At 63.8% G+C, this 17,355-nt stretch carries 15 protein-coding genes; 8 read left to right on the top strand and 7 right to left on the bottom strand.

Features of this window, described 5'->3' with window-relative positions; all coding sequences use genetic code 11:
- Window positions 1-3 precede the first annotated feature (3 nt).
- From ruvB to B9A11_RS11170, 3 genes are all read left to right on the top strand, one after another.
- Window positions 4-1,032: a Holliday junction branch migration DNA helicase RuvB gene (gene ruvB / locus B9A11_RS11180; protein WP_058247610.1), complete on the top strand. Its 1,029-nt coding sequence runs from the start codon at window positions 4-6 to the stop codon at window positions 1,030-1,032.
- A gap of 69 nt (window positions 1,033-1,101) precedes the next feature.
- The gene (locus B9A11_RS11175) at window positions 1,102-1,749 is read left to right on the top strand and encodes a hypothetical protein (protein ID WP_234988801.1); all 648 of its coding nucleotides are present in this window, start codon (window positions 1,102-1,104) and stop codon (window positions 1,747-1,749) included.
- 71 nt (window positions 1,750-1,820) lie between these two features.
- A complete protein-coding gene (locus B9A11_RS11170) occupies window positions 1,821-2,195 on the top strand; it encodes a SpoIIAA family protein (protein WP_058247609.1) in 375 nt (124 codons plus the stop codon).
- Between the two features lie 96 nt (window positions 2,196-2,291).
- Here the strand turns inward: B9A11_RS11170 and trpS are convergent, their stop codons facing one another.
- Window positions 2,292-3,323, bottom strand: a complete 1,032-nt coding sequence (gene trpS, locus B9A11_RS11165; protein WP_058247608.1) for a tryptophan--tRNA ligase — start codon at window positions 3,321-3,323, stop codon at window positions 2,292-2,294.
- Between the two features lie 75 nt (window positions 3,324-3,398).
- On the opposite strand from trpS, the gene B9A11_RS11160 reads away from it, so the two are divergent.
- Complete coding sequence (locus tag B9A11_RS11160; protein WP_058247607.1) at window positions 3,399-4,088, top strand: rhomboid family intramembrane serine protease; 690 nt, start codon at window positions 3,399-3,401, stop codon at window positions 4,086-4,088.
- A gap of 51 nt (window positions 4,089-4,139) precedes the next feature.
- On the opposite strand, the gene B9A11_RS11155 is transcribed toward B9A11_RS11160, so the two are convergent.
- From B9A11_RS11155 to B9A11_RS11135, 5 genes are all read right to left on the bottom strand, one after another.
- On the bottom strand, window positions 4,140-5,219 hold the full coding sequence (locus tag B9A11_RS11155) for a calcium-binding protein (RefSeq protein ID WP_058247606.1): 1,080 nt from the start codon (window positions 5,217-5,219) through the stop codon (window positions 4,140-4,142).
- Window positions 5,220-5,319: 100 nt separating this feature from the next.
- The gene (locus tag B9A11_RS11150; protein ID WP_058247605.1) at window positions 5,320-6,801 is read right to left on the bottom strand and encodes a phospholipase D family protein; all 1,482 of its coding nucleotides are present in this window, start codon (window positions 6,799-6,801) and stop codon (window positions 5,320-5,322) included.
- A 9-nt stretch (window positions 6,802-6,810) separates the two neighbouring features.
- A complete protein-coding gene (gene murJ / locus B9A11_RS11145; RefSeq protein ID WP_058247604.1) occupies window positions 6,811-8,355 on the bottom strand; it encodes a murein biosynthesis integral membrane protein MurJ in 1,545 nt (514 codons plus the stop codon).
- Between the two features lie 201 nt (window positions 8,356-8,556).
- Window positions 8,557-11,352, bottom strand: a complete 2,796-nt coding sequence (locus tag B9A11_RS11140) for a [protein-PII] uridylyltransferase (RefSeq protein WP_058247603.1) — start codon at window positions 11,350-11,352, stop codon at window positions 8,557-8,559.
- Complete coding sequence (locus tag B9A11_RS11135) at window positions 11,312-12,499, bottom strand: penicillin-binding protein activator (protein ID WP_058247602.1); 1,188 nt, start codon at window positions 12,497-12,499, stop codon at window positions 11,312-11,314. Before B9A11_RS11135 ends, B9A11_RS11140 begins: the two co-directional genes overlap by 41 nt.
- A gap of 86 nt (window positions 12,500-12,585) precedes the next feature.
- On the opposite strand from B9A11_RS11135, the gene rsmI reads away from it, so the two are divergent.
- The 4 genes from rsmI to B9A11_RS11115 are packed head-to-tail and all read left to right on the top strand — an operon-like array spanning window position 12,586 to window position 15,712.
- Entirely contained in the window at window positions 12,586-13,452 is an 867-nt protein-coding gene (rsmI, locus tag B9A11_RS11130) for a 16S rRNA (cytidine(1402)-2'-O)-methyltransferase (protein WP_234988800.1), read from the top strand.
- The gene (locus tag B9A11_RS11125; protein ID WP_058247601.1) at window positions 13,449-13,820 is read left to right on the top strand and encodes a YraN family protein; all 372 of its coding nucleotides are present in this window, start codon (window positions 13,449-13,451) and stop codon (window positions 13,818-13,820) included. The genes rsmI and B9A11_RS11125 overlap by 4 nt, the downstream gene beginning before the upstream one ends.
- 60 nt (window positions 13,821-13,880) lie before the next feature.
- The gene (gene gshB, locus B9A11_RS11120; protein ID WP_058247858.1) at window positions 13,881-14,816 is read left to right on the top strand and encodes a glutathione synthase; all 936 of its coding nucleotides are present in this window, start codon (window positions 13,881-13,883) and stop codon (window positions 14,814-14,816) included.
- On the top strand, window positions 14,813-15,712 hold the full coding sequence (locus tag B9A11_RS11115; RefSeq protein WP_058247600.1) for an alpha/beta hydrolase: 900 nt from the start codon (window positions 14,813-14,815) through the stop codon (window positions 15,710-15,712). Before gshB ends, B9A11_RS11115 begins: the two co-directional genes overlap by 4 nt.
- Here B9A11_RS11115 and B9A11_RS11110 read toward each other — a convergent pair.
- Window positions 15,682-17,196, bottom strand: coding sequence for a YifB family Mg chelatase-like AAA ATPase (locus tag B9A11_RS11110; protein ID WP_058247599.1), 1,515 nt, complete (start codon window positions 17,194-17,196; stop codon window positions 15,682-15,684). The two genes, B9A11_RS11115 and B9A11_RS11110, sit on opposite strands and share 31 nt — an antisense overlap.
- Between the last annotated feature and the right edge of the window lie 159 nt (window positions 17,197-17,355).

The following is a 17,355-nucleotide window of genomic DNA, read 5'->3' as shown; positions in this document are numbered from 1 at the left end:
CCGATGATCGACTCTGATCCCGCCCTGCGGCCCGACCCTTTGCCCGAGGACCGCGACCGCGCCTTGCGTCCGCAGATGCTGGGCGATTTCGTCGGCCAGGCCGAGGCCCGCGCCAACCTGCGCGTCTTTATCGACTCGGCCCGCCATCGCGGCGAGGCCATGGACCACACGTTGTTTCACGGCCCGCCCGGTCTGGGGAAAACCACCCTCGCGCAGATCATGGCGCGTGAGCTGGGCGTCGGCTTTCGCATGACCTCGGGGCCGGTGTTGGCCAAGGCCGGGGATCTCGCGGCAATCCTGACCAACCTCGAAGCCAAGGACGTGCTGTTCATCGACGAAATCCACCGTCTGAACCCCGCCGTCGAAGAGGTGCTGTACCCCGCGATGGAGGATTTTGAGCTGGATCTGGTGATCGGTGAAGGCCCCGCCGCGCGCACCGTTCGGATCGAGTTGCAACCCTTTACGTTGGTGGGGGCGACGACCCGTCTGGGCCTGTTGACCACGCCTTTGCGCGACCGTTTCGGCATCCCGACGCGGCTGAATTTCTATACGATCCCGGAGCTTGAGACCATTGTCGCCAGCAATGCGGTCAAGCTGGGCGTGACCATCAAGGGCGACGGTGCGCTGGAAATCGCGCGGCGCTCGCGCGGGACGCCGCGGATCGCGGGGCGGCTGCTGCGGCGCGTGGTGGACTTTGCCGTGGTCGAAGGTGGCGGCGTGGTGACCCAGGCGCTGGCCGATAGCTCGCTGACGCGGCTGGGGGTGGATAACCTTGGGCTCGACGGGGCCGACCGGCGGTATTTGCGGCTGATCGCGGAAAACTACGCGGGCGGCCCGGTGGGGATCGAGACGATCAGCGCCGCCCTCAGCGAAAGCCGCGACGCGCTGGAAGAGGTCATCGAGCCGTACCTGCTGCAACAGGGCTTGATCCAGCGCACCCCGCGCGGGCGGATGCTGGCGCAAAAGGCGTGGACGCATCTTGGCATGGCCGCGCCGAAACCGCCCGGTCAGAGCGATCTGTTCACCAGCTAGGGCATCTGGGCATTTGCCGCGTGTTGCGCCATAAAGCGGCACGCCAAACGCCGATAAAAGACCAAAGCCATGACCGACCTGATCACCCCCGAAGAGATCACCGCCCTGTTCACCCGCGCCGATGGCCAGTTCCTCTGCGCGCGCTGGGGGCGGCCCCTGTCGCCCATCGTCTTTGGCGTCGAGGACGAGACGCTAAGCGTGGTCAAAGGCGCGTTCGAAGCGGTCTGCGCCATGTCCGGTCATAAGATGGCCGAGACCGATCCGGAACTGGGCAGCAACGTCATGGTGTTTTTCTTTCGCCAGTGGGACGAACTGCTGGAGGTCCCCGACCTCGACCGGCTGATCGAGGGGCTTGGGCCGATGGTCGCGCGCCTCAAGGAGGCGGACGCCAACCAGTACCGCGTCTTCCGTTTTGACAAGGACGGCTCGATCAAGGCCTGTTTCGTCTTTCTGCGCATGGACAAAGAACTCAGCGCGCTGCCCGCTGAAACCTTGGCGCTAAGCCAGGTCATCCAATCCATGCTGGTCTGGTCCGATCAGGCGTTTTCCAAGCGCTCGCCGCTGGGCAAGCTGGAAAACGGTCACGTGGTCCTGCGACCAGAGATCGCGGCGGTGGTCAAGGCAGCCTACGCCCCGGAATTGCCCCCGGTTTCGACCGATTCCAGCCACGCATATAGAATTTTCGCCAGACTCGCCTCAAATTTGCCAGATTCTTGATCAAGGTTAAGGGCGTCCTAAATCTGCTTGGGGACACTGCCACACTTTAAATCCATCAAGGACGCTGCCCGTTGACCTTGAGATATGCCGAGTACCCGGAGGATCGGATCGTGGAATTCACGGTTTCTGGCCGCGTGTCCCAAGAGGATTACGACGCGGTTCTGGGGTCTTTGCATGCCTTTATCGACCGGCACGGCGGCGCGCGGATCCTTGAGGTGTCCAAGCAGTTGGATGAGATTGCGCCGTCTTTGTTGACGCCCGAAATTCAGACTGAAGGCTGGGGGATGCCCCAGGTCAGTCATGTCGCGGTGGTGTCTGACAGCGGCTGGTTCAGCCCGGTTGTCCGGGCGGCTGGCGGTCAGGCGGGCACGCGGCTGCGCTTGTTTCAGCTGGATGAGTTGGACAGCGCAAGGTCTTGGCTTCAAGACCCTTTTTCGCACGGATAGGGGAAGATCCGGGCGAAGCAAAACGGGCCGAGGGGATGCCTTCGGCCCGTTTCGTTTTCTCTCTCAGGCGCTTAACGCACCGTTCAAGTCAGGCGCTCAGCGCACCATGCCAACGATCTCATAGGTCTTGGCAAGGATCGGCGCGGCGATTTCGCGCGCTTGGGTCGCCCCATGGCGGAGGATCGCGTCGATCTCGTCCGGGGCTTCCATCAGACGGGCCATCTCGGTCGAAATCGGCGACAGCTTGGCCACCGCCAGATCGGACAGCATCGGCTTGAATTCCGAGAACTGCTTGCCCCCCACATCGGTCAGCACCTGATCCACGGTCTGATCGCTCAGCGCGGCGTAGATGTTCACCAGGTTGCGCGCCTCGGGACGCTCTTCGAGCCCCTTGGCCTCGGAGGGCAGGGCGTCGGGATCGGTGCGGGCCTTGCGGATTTTCGAGGCAATCGCGTCGGCGTCGTCGGTCATATTGATGCGCGACATATCCGACGGATCGGATTTCGACATCTTTTTCGACCCATCGCGCAGCGACATCACGCGGGTGGCCGCGCCTTCGATGACCGGCTCGGTGATCGGAAAGAACTCGACCCCAAAGTCATTGTTGAACTTGATCGCGATGTCGCGGGTCAGCTCAAGGTGCTGCTTTTGGTCCTCGCCGACCGGCACATGCGTTGCGTGATACAGCAGAATATCGGCGGCCATCAGCGCCGGATAGGCAAACAGCCCAAGCGAGGCGTTTTCCTGGTTCTTGCCGGCCTTGTCCTTCCACTGGGTCATGCGCTTCATCCAGCCCATCCGGGCCACGCAGTTGAAAATCCACGCCAATTGCGCGTGCTCGGGCACTTGGCTTTGGTTGAACAGGATCGATTTGTTCGGGTCGATGCCCGAGGCAATGAACCCCGCGCACAGCTCGCGCGTGGCGCGCGTCAGCTTGGCCGGGTCTTGCCAGACCGTGATCGCGTGCAGGTCAACCATGCAATAAATGGACTGGATACCGCTGTTCTGACTGTCGGCAAAGCGCTTGAGCGCGCCAAGATAGTTGCCAAGCGTCAGACCGCCCGAGGGTTGGATCCCCGAGAAGACGCGCGGTGTGAAGGCGGGAGAGGTTTGGACCCCCTCGGTCATGGGCTTACTCCGTCTGGAAGTTTCAATCCAAGTGGCTTACCGAGGGGGCGTGAGCGCGTCAAGAAAGGCCATCCGATGCAGCACCCGCATAACGAAGCCCCGGTGAACCCGTTGCCCCCCGCCGTGCTGGGGCTGTTCGTGGTGATGATGGGCATCGAAGCCGCCTTTAGCCTTGGCGAACGGTCGTTGATCGGCGGGCCGGGGGCGGTGGGATGGCGCACCGGCGCGCTTGAGGCCTATGGCTTTTCCGGCACGGTGTTCGACTGGATGGTCGAGAACGGCGTCTGGCCGATCGAGCATCTGGCGCGCTTTGTCACCTATGCGTTTTTGCACGTCGCCTTTTCCCACGCGCTGTTCGGCATGGTGCTGACGCTGGCCCTGGGCAAGGCGGTGGCCGAAGTGGTGGGCAACCTCGGGTTTCTCGCGATTTTCTTTGTGTCCTCGGCGGTGGGTGCGCTGTGCTGGGGGCTGGTTCTGGACGATCCGCGCATCTTGGCGGGGGCCTATCCCGGTGCCTACGGCCTGATCGGGGCCTTCACCTTTTTGCTGTTCCAAAAGCTCAAGCGCAAAGGCGCGCCGCCGTTTCGGGCCTTTGCCTTGATCGGCGCGCTGGCGGTGATCCAGTTGATCATGTGGCTGGGGACCGGGCGTCAGGGAACCGAATGGTTGGCCGACTTGTTCGCCTTTGCTTGCGGCTTTGGGTTGGCCATCGTTCTTGCGCCGGGCGGCTGGGCGCACGCGCTGAACGTGATCCGGCGGCGCTGAACGGCAAAAGGGGGCCAAGCGGCCCCCGAAACTGGTTAAGATACCCGCGCCTTACAGCACAAAGTCGTCGGCGGTCAGGGTGAACGCGCCGTTCAGCAGGATATCCATGTCCGAGCTGCCGTCGCCATCGACGTCCATTTTCAGCAAGGTGTTGCTGCCGTGGACCACGGCGCGCAGCTCACCCGCGGTGCCGGAAAACTGAGCGTTGCCAATCAGGGTAAAGGCTTGGTCGCCCGAGGTGGCAATATCGGCGTCGATGTTGCTTAGGTGAACCACGTCATAGCCCTGCTCAAAGTCGCGGATCACATCGCGCGCCGCGCCAAGGCCGCTTTCGCTGGTGTCGGTAAAGACAAAGCTGTCCTTGGCGAAGTCCGCGCCCGCGCCGTCGCCGCCCCACATGATGTCACGGCCTGCACCGCCTTCGAGCGCGTCAATGCCCGTGCCGCCGCGCAGCACGTCGTTGCCGGCGTCACCACGCACCAGATCGTGATGCGCGCCGCCGTCGACAAAGTCGTTGCCATTGCCGCCGTAGACCTGATCGCTGAGACCACCACCGTACAGCCGGTCGTTGCCGTCGCCGCCGTGCATGGTGTCCTGGCCATCGCCGCCCAGCATGGTGTCATTGCCGCCGCCCAGCAGCGCGTAGTCGTTGCCGCCAAGGCCAAAGATCTTGTCATCCGACGTGGTGTTGAGCGAAGAAAAGCGGTTGTCCCCCGGCGTGCCAACCACGCGCAGACCGTCAAGGTTGAAGTAGGTAAAGTTCTCAAAGTTCAGCAGCGTATCGGTGCCCGCACCGCCCGTGGCCTGCGCGCCGGTGGCGTTCATGTTGATGGACACCGCGCCCTGGCCCTGCAGGTTGTCGTAATAGCCGACATACATGGTGTCGACGCCGTCGCCTGCGTCGATGTAGTCGTCGCCAAGGCCAATCTCGATGGCGTCATTGCCGCTGTCACCTGCAACGGTGTCATTCCCCACGCCGCCCGCCAGCGTGTCGTTGTCGGCCCCTCCATCGAGGAAGTCATTGCCGGTCAGACCGTAGATTTGATCGTTGCCGCCCATGCCAACGATGCTGTCCGCATCCGCGGTGCCCGATAAAATGTTGCCGTTGTTGTCGCCCAGATAGTTGGCCATGAAAAACTCTCCTGTAAAACTGGGCTCCGTTTACAGAGGTTAATTTTTGACTACACGGTAAGGAAAACCGGAATTGTTCGGATTTTCCGAGGGTTTGACCCTAAAACATGTCAGCGGGCAGGAACATCATCTTGCGCGCAAACTTGTGCCCCGCAGCCATGGGGAAGGGCAGGACAAAGGCTTCGCGGCTGTCCGGCGCGCGGGTGGCCTCGGCCTCGGCGCGGGTTTGCCACGTGCGGGCGTCACGCAGATCGGCCCCGTCGAGACGCAGCCATTTCTGCCCCAGACGGTCCAGCAGGTTGGCGGCGAAATCGCCGTTGCGGATCAGGGCCGACGCCTCTGTGTCCCAGCGCATGGACCGCCCGTTGAGGTTGGCCGAGCCGATGATCGCGGCGCTGTCATCGACCAAAGTGACCTTGGAATGCAGGTACACCGGCCCCGCGCCATCGACGGCGGGATCGCTCGGGGCGGCCTCATGCGGTTGCACCGGCGTCAGCAGTGCCAGCCGGGGGCCAAAGGCCTGTTGCAGCCGGTCAAGCTGGCGCATTTGCAGGCCGTGGGCGTGACGGGCGTCCCAGCTGTAATCCTCGTCGAACAGCACGCGGTCGGCGGCGGCGGGCAGGATCACCACCAGATGCAGGTCCGGCGCGCGGGCCGCGGCGGCAACCAGCGCATCGGTCAGCGGCGCGTGCCGCAGGAACTGCGTCTCGATGTAGATAAAGCGCTCGGCCTCCTGGAACAGCTTGATCAGGGCGGTCTCATGCTCGGTGATGCGGGGCTGCGGCGACAGGCGGGCGGCGCCTTCGCAGGGGCTGGAAAAGGTCCGCAAAACGCGTAGATCGGCACGGCCTTGTGCGCGGGCGCTGGCGGGCATCTGCGCCGCACGCTCGGCCATGGAGGCCCCGCCGCAGGCCATCGCGGCGTTCCAGACTTCGGCGAAATGCCCGGCCAGCGAGGCGGCAAAGTCGTCGTCCTCGATCGCCACGGACAAATCGTGCCACGTCTGATCAGGCGCGCGGTCGTGGTCCTTGGTGTCAAAGCGCCGCTCGTTGATGTCGAGGCCGCCGATCACGCAGCGTTTGCCGTCGGCGATGGCGAATTTCTGGTGCAGCGTCACCGGGCGCAGCACCGGCCCCGCCTTGAGGAACAGCCGTTCGACCGGGGTCAGCTGGGTCGGGTCTTGCTTTTGCAACTCGCGCATGGCCTGCCGGATGCGCCCACGCATGAACAAACGCCAGACCGACCCGGCGCGCTGCCCGTGCGGAGCACACAGAATCTGCGTATCCCCCTGAACCACATCGGCAAATTGCGACGCGCAGACCCACGCGTTCCGATGCAGATCACGGATGAACAGCGGATCGAAATCGGCAATCAGCAGCCGCAGACGCACGCCTTTGCGCGTGACCCAAGCGATCAGATCGGCCCAGGTTTCCAGCCCCATTTCCAGCAATTCCGGCGCGCGCAGACGGGTGCGCGGGTCGATGATGCGAAACGACAAAAGCAGCTCTTCGCGGGCCGATGCCACAAGGCGTTCCATGGCGGGAAAGCCCTCTTCGGCGGTAATCAGCGGTGTGAGCGTCATTGTGTCCCCTTATTTTCTGCGCCGGACGATCCCGCGCAGTTCGGCCATGCCAAAGGCCCCCAGCATCTGACCCGCAACGGCATAAGCCACAATGCCGATGGCGATCAGAACAGCAAGAGCCGCATATCGTACATAGGACATACTCAGCACGGGCATCATCAGTTCCTGTGCGCCCCAAAGAACCCCGCCCATCACCGCCGATGCTGCCACGATCCGCCACAAACGGGTGAAAAACCGGGCATCGAAGTGCGCGACTTCGCCCATTTTGCGTGCGCCATAGGCCAGTTGCGCGACCATGGTCCAGCCCGCGAGGGTGGTGGCAATGGCCGAGGCGGTCCAGCCGATGACGGGCGCAAGGCCGATGGCAACGGCGGCGTTCAGCACCATGGCCCAGACCGCGTAATGGAACGGGCTGCGGGTGTCTTCGCGGGCGAAGAACAGCGGTTGCAGCACCTTTTGCAGCACGAATGCGGGCAGCCCGAGGCCGTAGATCGCCACCGCCAGCGCGATGGCCTGACTGTCGGCGCGGGTCGTGGCACCGCGCTCGAACAGGACCGACACCAGCGGCAGAGGGATCACCACCAGCGCCACCGCGCAGGGCACGGTGATCGCCAGCGACAGCTCTCCGGCGCGGGAAAAGGCGTTGCGCGCGCCCGCGTCGTCCTGCGCCTTGAGGCGGCGCGACAGGTCCGGCAGCAGCACGATGCCGACGGCGATGCCCACCACGCCCAGCGGCAACTGGTACAGGCGATCGGCGGCATAGAGCCAACCGACGGCGCTATCGAAATGGCTCGCAACCTGTTGGCCAACCAGCAAGTTCACCTGCATCACGCCCCCTGCCAGCGCGGCGGGAATGGCGACGACCAGCAGGCGCTTCATGTCGGGGGTCCAGCGCGGGCGACCGGGGCGCAGGCGGATGCCCGCCCGCTCGGCGGCGACCCAGACCACGGCCAATTGCGCGACACCCGCCAAGGGCACGGTCCAGATCAGCCACAGGATGATTTCACCGCCGAGGACGTAGCCAATCGTCATGGCGCTACAGACGAGAATGTTCAGCAAAACCGGCGCAGCGGCGGCGGCGGCAAAGTACCCCGCGGCGTTCAAAGCGCCCGAAAACAGCGCCGCCAGTGAGATCAGCAGGATATAGGGAAAGACGATGCGGCCAAAGCCCACGGTCAGGTCAAACCGCGCATCCCCGGCAAAGCCCCCGGCCGTGGCATAGACCAGCGCGGGCATGAAAATCAGCGCCAAGGCGGTCAGGATCAGCAGGCAAAACGCCAGCCCGTTCAAAGCGTCTCGGGCAAAGACTAGCGGGTCTTCTTCGCCTTCGTATTTCTTGGAGAACATCGGCACAAAGGCGGCGTTGAACGCGCCTTCGGCAAAGAAGCGGCGGAACATGTTGGGCAGGCGAAAGGCGGCCACAAAGGCATCCATCACCGGCCCCGGCCCGATCAGCGCAAGGATCATGACTTCGCGCACCACGCCCAGAACGCGTGACGCAAGGGTCCAGAACCCGACGGTCATGACGCCGGAAATCAGCTTGATGGGTTTCATGTGCTCAGCCTCTTGCTTGGCGCAGGCTTAGCGGATCGCTCTGGGGTTGGATAGGGGGCGCAGCCGCGCGGCGGCCCCCAGCGTGAAAACTGCGCGATTTCACTGCGCATGGACGGCCTATTCAGGGCGCGGCCCCGACCAGCGCGCGCGGGTCGGGGCCTGTTTGCGCTCGTTGGGGTGCGCACCCGGCGATTGACCGCCCTAGCCGTAGGCGCGTTCGGTCCCTTCGCTGATCGCTTCGCGCAGTTTCTTTTCGATCACGTCGCGTTTCACCTGGCTGTGCAGTTTCAGCCCGAACATGTCCTTGACGTAGAAGGTGTCGACCACCTGCTCGCCATAGGTCGCGATGACCGCGCTGGCGATGTAGATGTTCATATTCGCCAAGGTCCGCGTCAGATCGTAGAGCAAGCCGGGGCGGTCACGGGTGTCGACCTCGATGATCGTAAAGATCTCGGACCCTTCGTTGTCAAAGGTGACATGGGTCGGAACCTTGAACGCTTTTTCGCGCTTTTTCAGCTTGTCCTTGGGCTTGATTGCGTCGCGCGCGACGACTTCGCCCATTAGGGTCTTGCGGATCATGTCTCGCAGGCGCGGGATGCGGCTGGCTTCATACGGATGGCCGTCGCTGTCCTGAATCCAGAAGGCAGCGGTGGCGTAGCCGTCCTTGGTGGTAAAGGTCCGCGCGTCCACCACGTTGGCCCCGACCAGCGCCAGCGCCCCCGCCAGACGCGAGAAGATGCCGGGATGGTCCTGCAAGGCAAAGCACACGCGGGTGGCGTCGCGGTCCTCGTCGGGGTGGATGTCCAGCTTGATCTCGTCGTCGGTGATCTCGCGCAAGAGCTGGGCAAAGATCACATGGGCGGTGATGTGCAGCCCCTGCCAATACGGATCGTAATGGCGCTGGGTCTCGCGGCGCAGATCGGTGCCGGTCCAGTCCTCCAGCGACTCGCGCAGCAGCTTTTTCGCCTCGGCGCCGCGGTTCTCGCGGTTGAGGTCTTCCATCCCGCCTTCGAGGGCGCGGCGGGTCTGGCGATAGAGCGCGCGCAGCAGCGCGGCCTTCCAGTTGTTCCACACGTTGGGGCCGACGCCGCGAATGTCGCAGACGGTCAGCACACAAAGCAGGTCCAGCCGTTCCTTGGTCTGCACCGCCTTGGCAAAGTCGCGCACGGTGCGCGGGTCGGCGATGTCGCGTTTCTGCGCCATGTCCGACATCAGCAGATGATAGCGCACCAGCCATTCGACGGTCTCGGACTCTTTCTTGTTCAGGCCCAGACGCGGGGCGACGGTGCGGGCGATGCGCGCGCCAAGGATCGCGTGGTCTTCGTCGCGGCCCTTGCCGATGTCATGCAGCAGCAGCGCCACGTACAGCACCCGGCGGTTGACGCCTTCGGACAGGATATCCGAGGCGACGGGCAGCTCTTCGAGCAGGTTGCCGTGTTCGATTTCCGACAGGTGCCAGATGCACTGGATGGTGTGCTCGTCCACCGTATAGCTGTGATACATGTTGAACTGCATCATCGCCACGATGGGTTCGAATTCGGGGATGAAGGTGCCCAGGAACCCCAGCTCGTTCATCCGGGTCAGCGCCCGCGCCGGGTTGCCATGCTTGAGCATCAGGTCAAGGAACAGCTTTTGCGCGGTCTTGTCGTTGCGAAAGTCGTCGTCGATCAGGTCGAGGTTCGCCTTGACCAGACGCATGGCGTCGGGGTGGATCAGCAGCCCGGTGCGCAGCCCTTCTTCGTAGAGGCGCAAGAGGTTGAGCTTGTCCGACAGGAAGGCGTCGTCATCGGCGATGGCGAGACGACCATGGACCACCTTGTAGCCCGCCTTGACCTTGGGCTGGCGTTTAAAGATGCGCTCCAGCAGGGGGGCGCCCTTGGTGTGGTCCGCCTCGAGCGAGGTCAGCAGGATGCGCGTCAGATCGCCCACAGAGGTCGCGTGGTGGAAATAGGCCTGCATGAACCATTCCACGCCGCGCCGACCCGAACGGTCATTGTAGCCCATGCGATGGGCGACCTCGACCTGCATGTCAAAGGACAGCTGTTCCACCGCGCGCTCGGCCACAAGGTGCATGTGGCAGCGCACCGCCCAAAGGAACCGTTCCGCTTGGGTAAAGGTGTCGTATTCCTCGGGCAGGAACACGCCCTTGTGGACCAGTTCCGACACGTCGTCGGTGTGGTGCACATAGCGGATGATCCAGAACAGCGATTGCAAATCACGCAGGCCGCCCTTGCCCTCTTTGACGTTGGGCTCGACCATGTAGCGCTGGCCCTGCCGCTCATGGCGGGCGTCGCGTTCCTCTAGCTTGGCCTCGACGAACTCGCGTTCGGTGCCGGTAAAGAGGTCCTTCCACAGGGTGTCGTTGAGATCGACCGACAGCGGCTCGTCGCCGATCAGGTAGCGGCATTCCAGCATGGCGGTGCGGATGGTGTAGTCTTCTTTGCCAAGGCGCACGCAGTCGCGGATCGTGCGCGAGGAATGCCCGACCTTCAGCTTGAGATCCCAAAAGATGTAGAGCATCGATTCAATGACGCTCTCGGCCCAGGGGGTGATCTTGTAGGGGGTCAGGAACAGCAGATCGACGTCGGAAAAGGGGGCCATCTCGCCCCTGCCATAGCCGCCGACGCCCAGCACCGACAGGCGTTCAGCCTCGGTGGGGGTGGCAAGGCGGTGCAGGTGCTGGGTCGCGATTTCGAACGTCAGCTTGACGAGGCAATCGGTCAGGTAGGTGTAGGACCGCGTGGTGCGCCGCGCGCCAAATGGCTCTGCGGCAAAGGCGTCGGCGATCACTTGCCGCCCGGCGTCGCGCGCGTCGGACATCAGCCCCACGGCGATCTTGCGGATGTCGGATTCGCTGGCACCGGCGGGGAAGGCGGCAAACAGCGCCGCACGCACCCCGTCGATGTCAAAGATGTCACACGCCGGAGCGATCAGGTCAGGCGTGAAGGTTTCCGGCTTAGAAGCCAGCTCCGGAGAGGCTGCTGGGGGCAGGGTCAAGGATCACCATCTGTTTGTCTTTTACCGTGGCGATGGCCAGCGCGCGCTGGTTGGTGCCGTCGCTCATCAGACGGAATACACCGCCCGTGCCGGTAAAGCTAGCCGAGGTCAGGGCTTTGGCCGTCAGCGCGTCACCACGTCCCGCCTTGGCGAGTGCGCCGATGGCCGAGATGCCGTCATAGGCCAGGCCCGACAGCGGGTGCGCCGAGGTGCTATAAACGCTGGAGTAGCGGCCCGCATAGGCTTGGCGGCGCGCGGCGTCGGGGACCGCGAACCAGATGCCGTCCGCACCGGGCAGCGAGAACAGATCAGGACGCACGTCCAGACGGCCAAGCCCGGCGTATTGCACCTGCGCCGGGTCCGCGCCGTTGTCCGGCAGCTGGTTCAGCAGCATGGGCAGCGCGGCGTTTTGCGCTTCGGGCGTCAGGAATACGGTGTCCGCCGCGCCGGATTTCAACGTGGCCGCGGCGCGCTGGGCGGCAGAGGTGACGCCTTCGACGGACAGGGCATAGGGTTCGGATGCGACAACGCGCACGCCGTTGACGGTCGCGGCTTGTTCAAAGGCGATCTTGCCGAACTGGCCGGGGACATCGTCGGAATAGACGATCACGGCCCCGGTCTTGCCGGTTTTCTTGGCGTGGCCCATCAGGCGGTTTGCGACGTTGGCAAAGGTCTCGCCCAGGATAAAGACGTTGCCGCCCGCGATCGCCGGGTTATTGGAAAAGCCAAGGACGTTGATGCCTTCGTCGGCGACAGCGAGGCCTGCGGCGTTCACCGCATCGGCGCGCAGCGGCCCGAGGATGATCTTGGCGCCTTCGTCCACGGCCTTTTGTGCTTGGGCTGCGGCGGTGGCGGCTTGACCGGCGGTGTCATAAACGCGCAGGTCGATGGTCACGCCGTCCTGTTCCTGCATGGCCAGACGCGCGGCGTTTTCCAGCGATTTGGCGATGGGGCCGGCCTCGGGGTCCGATTGCGGCACCAGCAGGGCCACCTGGATCGGCTTGGTCGGGTCGATCTTGGGGCCAGTGGCCGAGGCCGCCCCGGTCGAGTTGAGGGAAATCGGCTCACACGCGGTGATGGCAAGCGCGGCCAGAGCAGCGGCAACAGGGCGCAAGACCTTGCGCGCAGTAGAGAAACGGGCAAACATGGACGGGAACTCCCTCGTATTTCGGGCGCGGCCTTTTGGCGGCGCGAGATTGCGTGCGACTATAGACAAGCAAAGAGAGGGGTCCAGTGGCGATTCCGGACAAGAGCAAATTGGCGCCGGGGCTGTACCTTGTCGCCACACCCATCGGTAATGCGCGCGACATCACGCTGCGGGCGCTGGACATGCTGCGCGACGCGGACGTGCTGGCCGCCGAGGACACGCGGTCGCTGCGCCGGTTGATGGAACTGCATGGGATTTCGGTGGGGGACCGCCCCTTGCTGGCCTATCACGAGCATAACGGGGCCAAGATGCGTCCTCGGATCGTGGCAGAGATCGCGGCGGGCAAGTCAGTGCTCTATGCCTCCGAGGCGGGCACGCCGATGATCTCGGACCCGGGGTTCGATCTGGCGCGCGCGGTGACCGCCGAAGGGCTGGAGGTCACAACCGCGCCGGGGGTGTCTGCGGTCGTGACGGCTTTGACGCTGGCGGGGTTGCCGACGGACCGGTTTTTCTTTGCCGGGTTTTTGCCGAACGCCTCGGGCGCGCGCAAATCTGCGTTGCGCGGGGTCAGCGGCGTCGAGGCGACCTTGGCCTTTTACGAAAGCCCCCGACGCGTGGCGGCGATGTTGACGGATGCGGCAGAGATCCTGGGGGATCGGCCAGCAGCAGTGTGCCGGGAATTGACCAAGAAATTCGAAGAAATCCGGCGCGGGACGTTGTCCGAACTTGCCGCGAGCTTTGAGGAAGCCCCGGCAAAAGGCGAAATCGTCGTCTTGGTCGGCAAAGGCGATTCAGAGAAAATTAGTGAATTGGACATAGAACAACAGGTGAACTTGGCGCTGGAAACGATGTCAGTGCGCGATGCGGCGGACTTCGTTTCGGCCAAACTGGGGGTCAAACGGCGGCCCGTTTACCAACTGGCCATGCGGCTATCGGAAAAGGACGACGGATGACGGCAAAGCGGCGCAATCGGGGACGGGTCAGCCACTATGCGGGCGAAGCTGCGGAAATGCAGATCGCGTCCGACTACGAACGCCGCGGCTTTCCTTTGGCGCAACGGCGCTGGCGCGGTCAGGGCGGTGAAATTGATCTGATCGTCCGGGATGGGGATGGCTTGGTGTTTGTCGAGGTCAAGCAAAGCCGCGATTTTGATCGCGCCCTGTCTCATGTCACGCCCCGGCAGGTGATGCGCCTACAATGCGCTGCCGAAGAATATCTTGGTACCCAGCCCAAGGGGGCGCTGACAGATGTGCGATTCGATGTGGCCTTGGTGAATGCTTATGGTGACATCCGCGTGATCGAAAACGCCTTCGGGGCGTAGCATACATTGCCTCTCTGACCTGCTTGGGCCACATATGGGTTAAAGCATGAGGGTATGCGCATGAAAATCGCCTTTCAAATGGACCCGATTTCCGAGGTCAACATCAACGCAGACAGCACGTTCCGCCTTGCCGAAGAGGCGCAGGCGCGCGGGCATGAGCTGTTTTACTACGGTCCCGATCAACTGGCCTATGAAGAGGGGCGGATCACCGCGCGCGGGCAGAGGATGACAGTGCAGCGCGTGGCGGATTGCCCTGCCGTTCTGGGCGACCACGTTCAAGTCGATCTGGAGGATATGGACGTGGTCTGGCTGCGTCAGGATCCGCCGTTCGACATGCACTACATCACCACGACGCATCTGCTGGATCGTCTTGCGGGCAAGACGCTGGTGGTCAACGACCCTTTCTGGGTACGGAACTACCCGGAAAAGCTGCTGGTTTTGAACTTTCCCCAGTTGACGCCGCCGACGACCATCGCGCGTGATCTGCAAACCATCAAGGCCTTCAAGGAAAAGCATGGCGACGTGATCCTCAAGCCGTTGTACGGCAACGGCGGCGCTGGCGTCTTCCGTCTGGATGCCAACGACCGCAACCTGTCGTCCTTGCATGAGCTGTTCACCGGCTTCTCGCGTGAGCCCTTGATCGTCCAGAAATATCTGCCCGACGTCAGCAACGGCGACAAACGCGTGATTCTCGTGGACGGCGAGCCGGTTGGCGCGATCAACCGCGTTCCGGCCAAGGGCGAAGTTCGCTCCAACATGCACGTTGGGGGACGTCCCGAGAAGGTTGGTCTAACCGAGCGAGATCTTGAAATTTGCGCCACCATTGGCCCCGTTCTGCGCGAAAAGGGTCAGGTTTTTGTGGGCATTGATGTGATCGGCGACTACCTGACCGAGATCAACGTGACCTCGCCCACCGGCATCCAAGAGCTGGAACGGTTTGACGGCATCAACGTCGCCGAGAAGATCTGGCAAGCCATCGAGGCAAAGCTCGCATGAGCTGGCAGCTGCAACTGTTGAACGCGCAGTTGCGGCTGACCGTGAAACGCCGGTTGCTGCGCGTGCCGGACGTAACGACCGCGCGACAGGACTTCGACTTTGCGGCGGCGTTTTCTTTCGTGCCAACGCCTTTGATGCGGCATTTGGTGCGGCCCGGCGGGCTGCATTGGATTTCGGCGGGCCCGTTCAAGCCGGGCCGGGTCATCCTGTATTTTCACGGGGGTGGCTATATCGTCGGCAGCCCGTGGACGCATGAGGCAATGCTGGCGCGGCTGGCCAAGCTCTCGGGTGTCGAGGTGTGCGCGCCGCGCTACCGTCTCGCGCCCGAAGCGCCGTTTCCGGCGGCCTTTGACGACGCCTGTGCTGCGTGGGGGCGTTTGCGCGCGCTGGGCTATGCGCCGGGCGACATCCTCATCGGCGGCGATTCGGCCGGGGGCGGGCTGGCCTTGGCGCTGGTGGCCCGGCTGTGTCAGCTGGGCACTCCGCCCGCTGCGGTCTTTGCCCTGTCGCCCTGGACCGATCTGGCGATGACGGGCGACAGCCTGCGGGACAACGCCCAAAGCGATTCGATGTTGCCGGTCGCGCGGATCGAAGAATTGACCGAGTATTACCTGCAAGGGGGCGATCCCCGCGACCCCAAGGCCTCGCCGCTTTATGCCGAGTTTCCCGAATGCCCGCCGGTCTTGCTGCACCATTCCAAGGCGGAAATCCTGCGCGACGACACACTGCGCATGGCCGAAAGACTGCGCGCGCAAGGGGCGACGGTCACCACCCAGGCCGAAGAGACCGCGCCGCACGTCTGGCACCTCTTCGACGGCTGGATTCCCGAAGCGCGGCAGTCGATCCGCAGCATCGCGCGCTTTGTTCAGACCTCCTTTGCGGCCACCAGCCGATAGGACAGGGCTTCGCCCAAATGCGGGCGGCGGATGTTTTCCGACGAATCGAGATCGGCAATGGTGCGGGCCACGCGCAGGATTCGGTGATAACCCCGCGCGGTCAGGCCCATGCGCTCGGCGGCGCGCGACAACAGGGCTTTACCCTCGCTGTCCAAGGTGGCGATGTCCTCTAATACGCGGCCCTCGGCGTCGGCATTGGTGCGGCAACTTGGGTCTGCGTCAAAGCGTGCGGTCTGGATCTGACGGGCGGCGATCACCCGCGCGGCGACCTCGGCAGAGCTTTCTCCGGCGGGGGGCGCTTCGAGATCGGTGAAATCTACCGGAGGCATCTCAATCCGCAAATCAAAGCGATCCATCAAGGGGCCGGAAATCCGATTCATGTAGTCTTCACCGCAGTTGGGCGCGCGGGAACACGCCTGCGCTGGCACCGTTAAATACCCGCATTTACAAGGGTTTGCCGCCGCCATCAGCAGGAACCGACACGGATAGGTCACATGGGCGTTGGCGCGCGAGACCATGACCTCGCCGGTCTCGATCGGTTGGCGCAGGGTTTCCAGCACGTCGCGGGGAAACTCGGGCAATTCATCCAGAAACAGCACGCCATTATGCGCGAGGCTGACTTCCCCCGGTTTCGCGCCGCGCCCACCCCCGATGATCGACGCGCGAGAGGCAGTGTGATGCGGGTCGCGAAAGGGGCGACTCCGCGAGATGCCACCCTCTTTCAGCGCACCCGCAACGGACTGGATGATTGAGGTCTCAAGCGCTTCCATCGGGGACAATGGCGGCATGATGCCGGGCAAGCGCTTGGCCAGCATGGATTTTCCCGCCCCGGGCGTGCCGATCATGATCATGTGGTGTCGCCCGGCGGCGGCGATTTCCAGCGCCCGTTTGGCGCGCTCTTGGCCTTTGACGTCCCGCAGGTCGCGGGCGGCCAAGTCATGCGTCACTTCGCCGGGCCGGGCCGGGTCCAGCAGCGCCTTGCCAGTGAAATGTTGCACAAGGTCAATCAGGTTGCGCGCGCCCAGCACATGGCAGGCGTCGACCCAAGCGGCTTCGGGCGCAGAGGCGCGCGGGCACAGCAGCGCGCGGTCGTCATTGGCGGCGCTAAGCGCGGCGGGCAGGGCACCGAGCACCGGGATCAGCCCACCGTCCAGAGACAGCTCGCCCAAGGCAACGGTCTGCGCGACGGCCTCTTTGGGGATCACCTCCAGCGCGGCCAACAGGCCCAAGGCGATGGGAAGGTCAAAGTGTGAGCCTTCCTTGGGCAGGTCGGCGGGGGACAGGTTCACCGTGATCCGCTTGGACGGCAGCGCGATCGACAGTGACGCCAGCGCCGCGCGCACCCGGTCGCGCGCCTCGGACACGGCTTTGTCCGGCAGGCCCACGATAGAGAACGCGGGCAGGCCGGCGGTCACGGCGCATTGCACTTCGACCGAGCGCGCCTCGACGCCTTGGAACGCCACTGTGTAGGCAAGAGCAACCATGAAAATCCCCGAAGGTTAACCTGCGCAGGATGGGTTACTCTTGGTTAGCAGCCGGTTAACGCCTGAAGCAAGCCGATGAAACAAACCGAGGAAACAGCGGCCTATTTGGACGGCATTAGTTCCCGATCCGTCACATGTTACGCGCGTCTCTTTGGTCGC

The organism is Tropicibacter naphthalenivorans, assembly GCF_900176475.1.
Taxonomy (GTDB): domain Bacteria; phylum Pseudomonadota; class Alphaproteobacteria; order Rhodobacterales; family Rhodobacteraceae; genus Tropicibacter; species Tropicibacter naphthalenivorans.
This window is presented reverse-complemented; position numbering and strand designations above follow the sequence as displayed.

Bases quoted from the DNA above. Each gene is read 5' to 3' on its own strand.
- B9A11_RS11160 (WP_058247607.1), top strand. From the start codon at position 3,399: ATGCAGCACCCGCATAACGAAGCCCCGGTGAACCCGTTGCCCCCCGCC.
- B9A11_RS11110 (WP_058247599.1), bottom strand. From the start codon at position 17,196: ATGGTTGCTCTTGCCTACACAGTGGCGTTCCAAGGCGTCGAGGCGCGC.
- B9A11_RS11115 (WP_058247600.1), top strand. From the start codon at position 14,813: ATGAGCTGGCAGCTGCAACTGTTGAACGCGCAGTTGCGGCTGACCGTG.
- B9A11_RS11125 (WP_058247601.1), top strand. From the start codon at position 13,449: ATGACGGCAAAGCGGCGCAATCGGGGACGGGTCAGCCACTATGCGGGC.
- B9A11_RS11135 (WP_058247602.1), bottom strand. From the start codon at position 12,499: ATGTTTGCCCGTTTCTCTACTGCGCGCAAGGTCTTGCGCCCTGTTGCC.
- ruvB (WP_058247610.1), top strand. From the start codon at position 4: ATGATCGACTCTGATCCCGCCCTGCGGCCCGACCCTTTGCCCGAGGAC.
- B9A11_RS11155 (WP_058247606.1), bottom strand. From the start codon at position 5,219: ATGGCCAACTATCTGGGCGACAACAACGGCAACATTTTATCGGGCACC.
- murJ (WP_058247604.1), bottom strand. From the start codon at position 8,355: ATGAAACCCATCAAGCTGATTTCCGGCGTCATGACCGTCGGGTTCTGG.
- B9A11_RS11150 (WP_058247605.1), bottom strand. From the start codon at position 6,801: ATGACGCTCACACCGCTGATTACCGCCGAAGAGGGCTTTCCCGCCATG.
- gshB (WP_058247858.1), top strand. From the start codon at position 13,881: ATGAAAATCGCCTTTCAAATGGACCCGATTTCCGAGGTCAACATCAAC.
- B9A11_RS11175 (WP_234988801.1), top strand. From the start codon at position 1,102: ATGACCGACCTGATCACCCCCGAAGAGATCACCGCCCTGTTCACCCGC.
- trpS (WP_058247608.1), bottom strand. From the start codon at position 3,323: ATGACCGAGGGGGTCCAAACCTCTCCCGCCTTCACACCGCGCGTCTTC.